This is a genomic window from Sulfitobacter dubius, from assembly GCF_027214245.1.
Classification (GTDB): Bacteria; Pseudomonadota; Alphaproteobacteria; order Rhodobacterales; family Rhodobacteraceae; genus Sulfitobacter; species Sulfitobacter dubius_A.
On the sequence record NZ_JAPWHM010000005.1, the window covers coordinates 22424 to 34600 of the forward strand.

10 protein-coding genes are annotated in these 12177 nt (G+C 62.3%); 4 read left to right on the forward strand and 6 right to left on the reverse strand.

What is annotated here, in order from left to right; all coding sequences use genetic code 11:
* The first annotated feature begins 1 nt into the window (after position 1).
* From O4H31_RS12995 to O4H31_RS13005, 3 genes are all read left to right on the forward strand, one after another.
* Positions 2 to 682, forward strand: a complete 681-nt coding sequence (locus O4H31_RS12995) for an HdaA/DnaA family protein (RefSeq protein ID WP_269346415.1) — start codon at positions 2 to 4, stop codon at positions 680 to 682.
* A gap of 61 nt (positions 683 to 743) precedes the next feature.
* On the forward strand, positions 744 to 2918 hold the full coding sequence (locus tag O4H31_RS13000; protein ID WP_269346417.1) for an RNA degradosome polyphosphate kinase: 2175 nt from the start codon (positions 744 to 746) through the stop codon (positions 2916 to 2918).
* 84 nt (positions 2919 to 3002) lie between these two features.
* Positions 3003 to 4586, forward strand: coding sequence for a Ppx/GppA family phosphatase (locus O4H31_RS13005; RefSeq protein ID WP_269346419.1), 1584 nt, complete (start codon positions 3003 to 3005; stop codon positions 4584 to 4586).
* 6 nt (positions 4587 to 4592) lie between these two features.
* Here O4H31_RS13005 and O4H31_RS13010 read toward each other — a convergent pair whose 3' ends face one another.
* The 5 genes from O4H31_RS13010 to scpA form a co-directional block, all read right to left on the reverse strand.
* Complete coding sequence (locus O4H31_RS13010; protein ID WP_269346421.1) at positions 4593 to 4958, reverse strand: hypothetical protein; 366 nt, start codon at positions 4956 to 4958, stop codon at positions 4593 to 4595.
* Between the two features lie 77 nt (positions 4959 to 5035).
* Positions 5036 to 6037, reverse strand: coding sequence for an endonuclease/exonuclease/phosphatase family protein (locus O4H31_RS13015; RefSeq protein ID WP_269346423.1), 1002 nt, complete (start codon positions 6035 to 6037; stop codon positions 5036 to 5038).
* The gene (locus tag O4H31_RS13020; RefSeq protein WP_269346425.1) at positions 6037 to 6717 is read right to left on the reverse strand and encodes a molecular chaperone DjiA; all 681 of its coding nucleotides are present in this window, start codon (positions 6715 to 6717) and stop codon (positions 6037 to 6039) included. Before O4H31_RS13020 ends, O4H31_RS13015 begins: the two co-directional genes overlap by 1 nt.
* A gap of 52 nt (positions 6718 to 6769) precedes the next feature.
* A complete protein-coding gene (locus O4H31_RS13025) occupies positions 6770 to 7291 on the reverse strand; it encodes a GNAT family N-acetyltransferase (RefSeq protein WP_269346427.1) in 522 nt (173 codons plus the stop codon).
* Positions 7291 to 9432 carry a methylmalonyl-CoA mutase gene (gene scpA / locus O4H31_RS13030; protein ID WP_269346429.1) on the reverse strand — a complete coding sequence of 714 codons (2142 nt, stop codon included), beginning with the start codon at positions 9430 to 9432 and terminating at the stop codon, positions 7291 to 7293. Before scpA ends, O4H31_RS13025 begins: the two co-directional genes overlap by 1 nt.
* A 165-nt stretch (positions 9433 to 9597) precedes the next feature.
* On the opposite strand from scpA, the gene O4H31_RS13035 reads away from it, so the two are divergent.
* A complete protein-coding gene (locus O4H31_RS13035; RefSeq protein WP_269346431.1) occupies positions 9598 to 10053 on the forward strand; it encodes a DUF4174 domain-containing protein in 456 nt (151 codons plus the stop codon).
* A 42-nt stretch (positions 10054 to 10095) separates the two neighbouring features.
* Here O4H31_RS13035 and O4H31_RS13040 read toward each other — a convergent pair whose 3' ends face one another.
* Complete coding sequence (locus tag O4H31_RS13040) at positions 10096 to 12141, reverse strand: acetyl-CoA carboxylase biotin carboxylase subunit (protein ID WP_269346433.1); 2046 nt, start codon at positions 12139 to 12141, stop codon at positions 10096 to 10098.
* Positions 12142 to 12177 lie beyond the last annotated feature (36 nt).

Consider the following 12177-nt stretch of genomic DNA (forward strand, 5'->3'; position numbering starts at 1 on the left):
CATGGCCCACCAACTCGGGTTGAACCTGCCCAGCCGGACGGCTCTGGGCCGCGATGCTTTCTTTGTCGCCCCCTCCAACGCCATGGCGATGGCGATGATCGACGGCTGGCGGGGTTGGGCCGGCGGCAAGCTGGCGCTGACCGGGCCGCAAGGGTCGGGCAAAACGCATCTGACGCATGTTTGGGCGGACCTGTCGGGCGCCCGCATCATCAGTGCTGCCGAGCTGCTGGAGGCCGACATTCCCACCCTCGCCCGCGGCCCCCTCGCCGTCGAGGATGTGCATCTGATCGCCGGAGACGCGGCGGCGCAAACGGCGCTCTTTCACTTGCACAACCTCGTGTTGGCCGAAGGTCAGGCGCTCTTGCTCACCGGCACCGGCCCCGTGGCCCATTGGGGGCTGACGCTGCCCGATCTGGTCAGCCGGATGCGCGGCGCCACAATGGTTGAAATGGAAGCACCGGACGACGCGCTGCTCTCGGCGCTGCTGGTCAAGCTTCTGGCCGACCGGCAGTTGACGCCGAAACCGGAACTGATCAACTACCTGATGACCCGGATGAACCGTTCCTTTGCCGCCGCCATCGCGCTGGTCGACCGGCTGGATGCTGCCAGCCTTGCGCAGAAGCGCCCGTTGACCCGCGCACTGGCCGCGCAGGTGCTGGACATCGCCCCGCCCCGCACGTGATACTGGAATAATTAACGTTCGCATTCGCAAACCCGTTACATTCCAATGTCATGAGGCCCGCATGACCCAAGCTGATTTCCTGCAAGCGCCCTTTCCACCCGCCACCGATCTGCCCGAGCTTGATACCGCCGGGCCGGGCCGTTTCTTTAACCGTGAGCTAAGCTGGCTCGACTTTAACTGGCGGGTGCTGGAAGAGGCCGAGAACCCGCGTGTACCGCTGCTGGAACGGCTGCGCTTTCTGTCGATTTCGGCCACCAACCTTGATGAATTCTATACCGTGCGGGTCGCGGGGCTGCGCGAACTGGCCCAAGCGGGCAATACCACCGCCGCCGCCGATGGGCTGAGCCCCGGTGAACAATTGGTGCTGATCAACGAAGACGCGCGCAACTTGATGATGTCCCAGCAGCGCGTGCTGGTCGATCTGATGGCCGAGATGGACGACCAGAACATCATGCTCGAACGTGCCGCGGACCTGACCGAGGCGGACCACAAACATCTCGAAGGGGTCTTTCTCAACCAAGTTTTCGCCGTGCTGTCGCCGCTGGCCATCGACCCGGCACATCCCTTCCCCTTCATCCCCAACACCGGCTATGCGCTGGCGCTGCAACTGGAACGCAGCCGCGACAAACGCCCCCTGCAAGCGCTGCTGCCGATCCCCGGCCAGATCGACCGCTTCGTGCCTCTGCCCGCGCCCGATGGTTGCCTGCGCTACCTGCCGCTCGAAGACCTGTTGATCATCAACATCCCCAACCTCTTTCCGGGCTACAAACTCAAAGCGCATTTCGAATTCCGCGTGCTGCGCGACAGCGACCTTGAAGTGGAAGACGAGGCCGAAGACCTCGTGCGAGAATTCGAAGTCGCGCTCAAGCGCCGCCGCCGTGGTGAAGTCGTGCGGCTGACCCATTCCGCTGGCGCCCCGGAAAAGCTGAAATCCGTCGTCATGCGCGAGCTTTGCGTGCGGCCCCAAGACGTGATCGAAATCGAAGGCATGTTGGGCATTGCCGACCTGTCAAAACTCGTGACCGACGCCCGGCCCGACCTGCTTTGGCCGCAGTTCACCCCGCGGGTGCCCGAGCGGGTCAGTGACCACGATGGCGATATGTTCGCCGCGATCCGGCAAAAAGACATGCTGCTGCACCATCCTTACGAGACTTTCGACATGGTGGTGCGCTTCCTTGCGCAAGCAGCGCGGGATCCGGATGTGGTGGCGATCAAACAGACGCTCTACCGCACCTCACGCGATAGCCCGATTGTCAGTGCGCTCTGCGAGGCCGCCGAGGATGGTAAATCCGTCACCGCCTTGGTTGAACTGAAAGCCCGCTTTGATGAGGCCGCCAATATCCGCCAGTCGCGCCGTTTGGAACGCGCGGGCGCGCATGTGGTTTATGGTTTTCTCGACCTCAAGACCCACGCCAAGATCTCGACCGTGGTGCGCCGCGAGGGCGATCAACTGGTGACCTACACCCATTACGGCACCGGCAACTATCACCCGATTACCGCGCGGATTTATACGGATCTGTCGCTTTTCACCTGCGACTCGAGCCTTGGGCGCGATGCCACGAAAGTTTTCAACTTCCTGTCCGGCTATGCCCCGCCCGAGCAGTTGGAAAACCTTGCCATCTCCCCCACCACGCTCAAGCCGCGCCTGCTTGAGATGATCGCCACCGAGGCTGACCATGCCCGCGCCGGGCGGCCTGCCGTGATCTGGGCCAAGATGAACGCCCTGATCGACGCCGAGGTGATCGATGCGCTATATGATGCCAGCCAAGCCGGGGTGGAAATCAGCCTTGTCATTCGCGGCATCTGCGGGCTGCGCCCCGGCGTTAAGGGGCTGTCGGACAACATCCGGGTCAAATCCATCATCGGGCGTTTTCTGGAACACAGCCGCATCGTCTGTTTCGGCAATGGCCATGGGCTGCCGCATAAAAAGGCGCGGGTCTTCATGTCTTCCGCGGACTGGATGGGCCGCAACCTGAACCGCCGGGTCGAGACTTTGGTCGAGATCGAGAACCCCACCGTCAAGGCGCAGATCACCAGCCAGATCATGGCGGCCAATCTGGCTGACGTGGCGCAAAGCTGGGTCATGGGGCCGGATGGTAAATTCACCCGGCCCGCCGTGCCGGAGGGGACGTTCGCGTTTAACTGTCACCGCTTCTTTATGGAAAACCCCTCGCTCTCGGGGCGCGGCAGCGCGGGGGCGTCGGATGTGCCCAAGCTGACCCATACCGAGGATTGACCGGGCAAGCGGCCCGTTAGCAATTGACCTCACCGCCCCCCTGCGCCAATTATCCCCTCAAACGGATGGCCCGCAGGAGCATTGATGGCAGACCAGACCGACCCTTCCCGAGCCGCCCCCGTCCCTGAGACCGGCGTGGCGGAACTGGGCCTTTTCGCGAAACCATTGTTTCAAGATCCGGGTGCGCGCGCGCTGGCGCGGGTGGGCGTGGTGGATGTGGGCTCGAACTCTGTCCGCCTTGTGGTGTTCGACGGCGCGGCCCGCTCTCCGGCCTATTTCTATAACGAAAAGATCATGTGCGCCTTGGGCGCTGGCATGTCCGAGACCGGCCATCTGTCGCCCGAAGGCCGCGCACGTGCCCTCTCGGCGCTGCGCCGGTTCAGCAAGCTTGCCGATGGCATGGGCCTGTCGGAACTCACGGTCGTGGCCACCGCAGCGGTGCGCGATGCCAGCGATGGGCGCGAGTTCTGCGCCGATGTGCTGCGCGAAACCGGCCTGCGCATCTGGGTGATCGACGGCGAGGAAGAGGCGCGGCTCTCGGCCCAAGGGGTGCTGCTGGGCTGGCCTGGCGCATACGGCCTTGTCTGCGACATCGGCGGCTCGTCGATGGAACTGGCAGAAATCTCCGGTGGGCGTGTCGGGCGGCGGGTGACCTCGCAACTCGGGCCGCTGAAATTGCGCGATCTCAAGGGCGGTGCCAAGGGGCGGCATGCCCATATCAAAGAGGTCATCACCGGCCTTCAGGAAAAGATGGGCAACCAGCGTGACCGGCTGTTTCTTGTGGGCGGCTCATGGCGAGCGATTGCGCGGATCGACATGTACCGCCGGGGCTATCCGCTGCATGTGCTGCATGAATACCGCATGACCGTCACCTCGGTCCGCGAAACGGTGAAATTCATCCAAGCCTCTGATCTCGAAGAACTGCGCAATGCCTGTAACGTGTCGTCCAGCCGGATGTCGCTGGTGCCCTATGCCGCCGAGGTGCTGAGCCGTCTGGTCAAAACCTTCCGCCCCAAAGATATCGCCATTTCCAGTTACGGCATCCGCGAAGGCATGCTCTATGAGCAGATGCCGCAACGTCTGCGCGACCGCGACCCACTGATCGAAGCCTGCTATTTCGCCGAGGCCAAAGACGCGCGGATGCCCGGCTTTGGTAAGGTGCTCTATAACTTCATCCTGCCGCTCTACCGCTCTGCCCCCCATGCGCGCAGGCGGTTGGTCAAAGCGGCCTGCTTGCTCCATGACGTTAGCTGGCGCGCGCATCCCGACTACCGCGCCGAGACCTGTTTTGACAACGCCACCCGCGCCAACCTTGGCGGGCTGAAGCACGCGGAACGCATCTATCTCGGGCTTGCCCTGCTGCACCGCTACTCCAACAAACGGGAAAACACCCGGTTCGAAGACCTTTATGAGATGGTCGACGAAAAGACCCGGTTGGAGGCCGAGATATTGGGCAAAGCCATGCGCTTTGGCGCGATGCTGTGGATGGACAAAAACGAGCAACGCGGCGAGTTGCGCTGGTTCCCCAAGAAAAAGCAATTGGAACTGTGGCTGACACCTGACATGGTGCCCCTCTTTGGCGAAGTTGCAGAGGCGCGGCTGAACTCGCTTGCCAAATCACTCGAAGCCGAAGTGCATGTGCGCACCGGCAAGCGCGCCGCGAAATAGTCTGCGCTACAGGTCGATCTGGGGTGCAGGCTCGGTCGGGGTTTCGGGCGGCACCATTGGATGATCCGGCTTGCGGCGAATGATGATATCGCCGTTGGGCTGCATCTCGGGCGCCTGGTATGCGCTCCAGTCTTCAACCTCATCCAGCAGTTCCGTCAGCTTCGGCCCCATCTCCCGCGCGAAATCACGCAGGGCGGGGCGCATGGCTTCGGTAAACCCTTCGAAGCCTTCCATAACCGGGCCCATCTCATCCATGATCCCGTCCATGAACATCTGCGCGCCGCGCTCCATCAAGCCGAGGCCGCGTTCTTCGGTGTCCTCCTGCGCATGGGCCGCAAGCGGCAGCATCGTGCAGAGGGCGATAAGGGGCATGAAACGTGTCATGCAACACATGTAGGCGGCGCAATCGGGATTTCCAGTCCTGCGGCGTTGCGCTGGCACAAGCCCGCCTAAAGGTCGGCATCCAGCGTGACCGGGAAGTGATCTGACGCCGCCAGCAGCGCATCGCGCAGCGCCACGTTCTGCCAGCAGGCGGGATCATCCATCGGGTGCCAGATGCGCCAGCGGGCATCCCGAGCCTGAATTTGCGGGCTGACCATGATGTAGTCCAATAGCGCCTGAAGGAAGCGTTCTTCGGGCACTATCCAAAACCGCGCGCTGGTGGGAGAGGCCCCCAAACGTCGGCTAAGCGCCTGTCTGGCATGCGGGTCAAAGAGCGCCGCCGCCCCTTCCCCCAAGACGATCTCGACCGAAGACCGCCCAAACAGGCTTTCGAATTCATCCAGCCCCGGCCCGTCGTTCAAATCACCCATCACCATCACGGGCCGATCCGCTGCCAGATGCATGTCGATCCGCCGCCTGAGCCAGATCGCCTGCGCCAATTGCTTGCGCCGGTTGGCGATGGCGATGCGCAGCACATCGGCGGCGGACTTGGCCCCATGGGGCGCTTTGGATTTCAGGTGCGCGCCGATCATCTGAAAGGCGAACCCGGTCTTCGTGGTCACCTCCAACTCCAGCGGCGGTTTGGAGAAGGCCACGGCATCCTCTGTCGCATCCACGTCAAGATCAATCCGTAGTGTCTGATCAAAGCGCGGAGCACCGGTTGCCGACTGCGGCGCGTGGCGGGCCGTGAGCTTATCGGGGTCATAAAGCAGCGCAATCTCTTGCTCTGTATCGTTGGAAAACCCCATGACGGCCTCCCGCGCGCGTAGGGAAAACCGCGCGGCGAAATGCTCAAGCGCGGCCACAGTCGACTGCCGCCGCCCATGGTTTGGCGCCTCGATCACCATCACCGCATCCGCATCCAGCGCCGCGAAAACCACCCCCAGAGCCGCCGTTTGCTGCGCGCGCGTCACCTGATAGCGCGACGACCATTCGCCGTCGTCGTAAAGCTGATTGTCGCTGTCAAACAGGCTCGCGAACCACTCAACATTGTAGGTCGCGATGCGCATCAAGCGTGTTTGCCCGAGATCGTTTCCCACGCGCGGTTGATGTCGATCATGCGTTTCTCGGCCATTTTAATGGCCTCTTGCGGTAGGCCGCGCGCTACCAGCGCATCGGGGTGGTTCTCCCGCACCAACCGCCGCCAGGCCTTACGGGCTTCTTCGAGCGTGGCATGGGGGCCGATGCCCAGAACCGTGCGCGGCAAGGGCGAGCTGTCGGGCACGAACCGCGCTTTGAGCGAGGCAAAAGCCTCTTCACCCAAACCAAAGATCGCAGCCACATCTTCGAGAAAGGCGTTTTCATTCGGATGATAGATGCCATCGGCCATGGCGATGTGAAACAGCCCCTCCATCAGATCATGCAGCATCTCGGGCTGGTCGTTGAACATGCTAGCGATGCGTTTCGCGTATTCCTCAAACCCGGTGACATCCTGCCGCGCAAGGTTAAAGACCCGCGCAGCACCGTCTTGGTCCCCTTCGGCAATCTGGAACACTTCGCGAAAGGCCGTTACCTCATCGCGGGTCACCAGCCCATCGGCCTTGGCCATTTTCGCACCCAAGGCGATGACTGCGATGGTAAAGGCAACCGAGCGTTCGGGCGGGCTGCGCAGACGGTCAAAGACAGCCGACAGCCCCTCGCCCGCGGTGAGGGCTGACAAAGCTTCGGAGATGCGCGTCCAGATCGACATGGGCTGACCTTTTGGTATTCGGCCCCCAGCTTAACCGCTGGCACCGGGGAAGTCAGGATGCTGACAGGGTTTTTTGCATCAAGATCAGATCAAGCCATTGGCCGTGTTTGCGCCCGACCTCGGGCATCCGGCCCACCTGCGCAAAGCCCAGTTTTTCATGGAAAGTCACAGCGCCCGGATTGGCGCTGCTGATCGCGGCGACCATCACATGATGGCCCTCCCCCGCAGCCGCCTCCTCCGCCCGCGTCATCAAGCCGCGGCCCAGCCCCTGCCCCTGTGCGGCGTCCGCCAGCACGATGCTATGCTCGACCGTCGCAGCATATCCCGGCCCGCCCCGAAAGCTGCCGTAGGTGACAAAGCCCATGATTTGCCCTGCGTCTTCGGCCACCCAAAAAGCGTCGGCGCGGGTGGCGATCAGGGCGGTGATATCCTGTGGCGTCTTTTCATCGGTGGTAAAGGTCGACAGGCTGTCGCGGATCATACCGTTCCATAGGCCCGCCACGGCCGCGGCATCGCGCGGCTCTGCCGGGCGGATCGCGCGGCCCGTTTGGGCCGCGCCCGTTTCAGCCTGCATCACTTCCGGGTCTCACGGATCAGCTTGAGGATATCCTGCGCAGCCGTCGGGATATTCGTCCCCGGGCCAAAGATCGCCTTCACGCCCGCGTCCTGCAAAAACTTGTAATCCTGTTGCGGAATGACGCCGCCGCAGATCACCAAAATATCCTCGGCCCCCGCATCCTTCAGCGCCTGAATAAGCTGCGGTGCCAATGTCTTGTGCCCCGCCGCTTGGCTAGAGATGCCGACAACATGAACGTCGTTGTCCACCGCATCCTGCGCCGCTTCGGCAGGGGTCTGGAAAAGCGGGCCGACATCCACGTCAAAGCCGATATCGGCGAAGGCGGTGGCGATCACCTTGGCCCCGCGATCGTGCCCGTCTTGGCCCATTTTGACCACCAGCATGCGCGGGCGGCGGCCCTCGGCCTCGGCGAACTCATCGACCGATTTCTGGATATCGGCAAAGCCCGCGTCGCCCTCATAGGCCGCGCCATAGACGCCTGAGAGGGTTTTGACCTCGGCCCGGTGCCGCCCGAATTCTTTCTCCATCGCCATGCTGATCTCTCCCACTGTGGCGCGCGCGCGGGCGGCTTCGACCGCCGCGTCGAGCAGGTTGCCGCCCTCGGCGGACCGCCGTGTCAGTTCCGCCAAGGCGGCGGTGCAGGCGTCCTCGTCCCGCTCGGCCCGGATACGCTCCAGCCGCGCCACCTGACCAGCGCGGACCTTGACGTTGTCGACATCCAAGATGTCGATCGGCTCTTCCTTGTCGCGGCGGTATTTGTTCACGCCGACGATCACCTCGGTGCCGCGGTCGATGCCCGCCTGACGCTGCGCCGCGGCTTCCTCGATCCTGAGCTTCGGCATGCCAGAGGCCACGGCCTTGGTCATGCCGCCCATCTCTTCAACTTCCTCGATCAGATTCCACGCTGCTTCGGCCAGATCAGCGGTCAGTTTCTCGACGTAGTAGCTGCCCGCGAGCGGATCGACGACGTTAGTGATGCCGGTCTCTTCTTGCAGGATCAGCTGGGTGTTCCGAGCGATGCGGGCAGAATGCTCCGTCGGCAGGCCGATTGCCTCATCAAGCGAGTTGGTGTGCAGCGATTGCGTACCGCCCAGCACGGCGGACAGCGCCTCATAAGCCGTGCGCACGACGTTGTTGTAGGGGTCCTGCTCGGCCAAGCTCACGCCAGAGGTCTGGCAATGGGTCCGCAGCATGGAAGACTTCGGGTTTTTCGGCTCAAATTCCTCCATCACCCGCGACCAGAGCAAACGCGCGGCACGCAACTTAGCGGCTTCCATGAAGAAGTTCATGCCGATGGCGAAGAAGAAGCTCAGGCGCGGGGCAAAACGGTCCACATCCATGCCCGCCGCAATGGCCGTGCGCACATATTCGCGCCCGTCCGCGATGGTAAAGGCCAGCTCCTGCACGAGGTTCGCGCCCGCCTCCTGCATGTGGTAGCCCGAGATCGAGATCGAGTTGAACTTCGGCATGTGGTCCGAAGTATATTCGATGATGTCCCCGATGATCCGCATTGACGGCTCCGGCGGGTAGACATAGGTGTTGCGCACCATGAATTCCTTGAGGATGTCATTCTGGATCGTCCCCGAGAGCTTGGCGCGGTCGTGGCCCTGCTCTTCGCCAGCCACGATGAAATTGGCGAGGATCGGGATCACGGCGCCGTTCATCGTCATGGAGACCGAGACCTGATCCAGCGGAATGCCGTCAAAGAGGATCTTCATATCCTCGACCGAGTCGATGGCCACACCGGCCTTGCCCACATCGCCCTCAACGCGCGGGTGATCGCTGTCATAGCCCCGGTGCGTCGCCAGATCGAAAGCAACCGAAACACCCTGCTGCCCGGCGGCCAAAGCACGGCGGTAGAAGGCGTTGGATTCCTCCGCCGTCGAAAAACCCGCATATTGCCGGATCGTCCAGGGGCGGCCCGCGTACATGGTCGCTTTCACACCGCGCGTAAACGGCGCTTCGCCGGGGATGCCACCCAGATGATCCAGCCCGTTCACATCCTCGGCAGTGTAAAGCGGCTGGACGTCGATCCCCTCCAACGTCTTCCACGTCAGATCGTCGAGGCTGCGCCCGCGCAATTCGCCCGTCGCCAGTTCCTGCCAACGTGTCTTGGCGTCCTTTTGGTCGGATGTCATATGCTTGTCCTTCTCCCTTAGCGCCGGGTGGCAGGCATGGGCCTGCGCATCACTGGCGGCTGAATTGTCACGGGGCGCGCGCTCACGGGGATAAATGCCCCCTGCGGCGCTTTGCCCTTCGCAAAATGGTACAGGCCCCCTATATCTGAAGGGACAGGAGCCTTGATGAAACGTTTGATCTCACTAGTTTTTGCAGGATTGATCGCCACCACGGCGATTGCCCAGGGGGCCGATACCCCGATGGAGGATCCGCTGTTCCTGCCCGCCGATATGGCCGATCTCAGCGCCTTCCAATGGAAAAAGCGGCCCGTTCTGGTCTTTGCCAATTCCGAGAACGATCCGGCATATGTCGCGCAGATGGAATACCTCCGCGACCGCGAGGAGGAGTTGCGGCTGCGTGATGTCATCGTGCTGACCGATACTGACCCTGCCGCGCGCAGCGCGCTCAGGCTGCGAATGCGCCCGCGGGGCTTCATGCTGGTGCTTGTCGACAAGGAAGGCCAGATTGAATTGCGCAAACCCTTTCCATGGGACGTGCGCGAAATCACCCGCAGCATCGACAAGATGCCGCTGCGCCAGCGTGAAATCAGAGAGGCAAAGGAGCGCGACGTCATCCGTTGATGCCCCGCGCCCTGCCCGCCCTGATCGCCAGCGCATAGCACCCTATTCGAACTCCATGATCACATCGTCCACCGCAAGGCTGTCGCCCGCGCCAGCGTTAACCTTGCTGACGACGCCCTTCTTCTCGGCGCGCAGGATGTTCTCCATCTTCATCGCCTCGATGGTGCAGAGCGCTTGACCTTCTTGAACCTCATCGCCCACCTCGACGTCGAGTTTCACCACCAGGCCCGGCATCGGGCAGAGCAGCATCTTGGAGGTGTCGGGCGGCAGCTTCTCGGGCATGAGGGCCGCCAATTCCGCCTGACGCGGGGTGCGGACATGGACTTTCAGATCCGCGCCGCGGGTGCGGATGCGGAAGCCGCCTGAGATTTTGCCGACCTTCAGCACCAGAGGCGCGCCATCCACGGTCATCTCGGCCAGTTGGTCGCCCGGTGTCCAATCGCCGCTGACCCGCATTTCGCCGCCGTCGGAGAAAGCTACTGTCGCCCCCTCGGGATCGGCCTTGGTCACCACATCAAAGTTTTCACCCTGCAGCTTGACGTTCCAATCGCTGCCGACCTTGCGTTCGTGGTTGTCCATCCGGCCCGAGACACGGGCGCGGCGAATTTCGCCTACGCGGTGCATGGCGGCACAGGCGGCGGCGATGCGGCGCAGCTCGCCTTCGGGCAGGGTAACACCTTCAAAACCCTCGGGATATTCCTCGGCGATGAAGGCGGTGGTCATCTCGCCCGACACGAACTTCGGGTGATCCATCACGGCAGAGAGAAACGGCAGGTTATGCCCGATGCCCTCAACCTCGAAACTGTCGAGCGCCACGCGCATCTTCTCAATCGCCTCTTCGCGGGTCGGGGCCCATGTGCAAAGCTTGGCGATCATCGGATCGTAATACATTGAAATCTCGCCGCCCTCATAGACGCCGGTATCGTTGCGCACGGCCATCTCGCCGCTTGGCGCATCGCCCTGCCATGTGCCTTGCTCCAGCAGCGGCCCTGCGGCCACTTCCTGCGGCGGGCGGTAGCGGGTCAGACGGCCAATGGAGGGCAGGAAGCCTCGGTAAGGGTCTTCGGCGTAGAGCCGGTTTTCGATGGCCCAACCGGTCAGGGTCACATCGTCTTGGGAGATCGACAGCTTCTCGCCATTGGCGACGCGGATCATCTGTTCGACCAGATCGACGCCGGTGATCAGTTCCGTCACCGGGTGTTCCACTTGAAGGCGGGTGTTCATCTCAAGGAAGTAGAAGTTCTTGTCGCCATCGACGATGAATTCCACCGTGCCCGCGCTGGTATAGCCCACGGCCTGCGCCAGAGCGACGGCCTGCTCGCCCATGGCTTTGCGGGTCTCTTCGTCAAGGAAGGGGCTCGGGGCCTCTTCAACGACCTTTTGGTTGCGGCGCTGGATCGAACACTCGCGCTCGCCCAGATAAATGCCATTGCCTTGCGCGTCGCAGAGCACCTGAATTTCGATGTGGCGGGGCTGGGTGACGAACTTCTCAATGAAAATCCGATCATCCCCAAAGGAGTTTGCCGCTTCGTTCTTGGACGATTGGAAACCTTCGCGAGCCTCTTCGTCGTTCCAAGCGATCCGCATGCCCTTGCCGCCGCCACCTGCCGAGGCTTTGAGCATCACCGGGTAGCCGATCTCATTGGAAATCTTCACCGCCTCATCTGCGTCTTCGATCAGGCCCATATAGCCCGGTACGGTCGACACCCCGGCCTCTTGCGCGATCTTTTTGGAGGTGATCTTATCGCCCATCTTTTCAATGGCGCCAACGGGCGGGCCGACGAAAGCCACGCCAACAGCATCAAGCGCCTCGGCAAACTTGCTGTTTTCGCTGAGAAAACCATAGCCCGGATGGACCGCTTGCGCGCCGGATTGCTTCACGGCCTCCATCACCTTGTCGATGACGATATAGGACTGGTTCGCAGGGGGCGGGCCAATGTGAATGGCCTCATCCGCCATTTCCACATGCAGCGCCTGCGCATCCGCATCGGAATAGATCGCCACGGTGGTCAGACCCATCTTTTTGGCGGTCTTGATCACGCGGCAGGCGATTTCGCCCCGGTTGGCAATGAGGATCTTGTCAAACATCAGCAGTTCCTTTGACGATAACAGGCCACGCAAAAT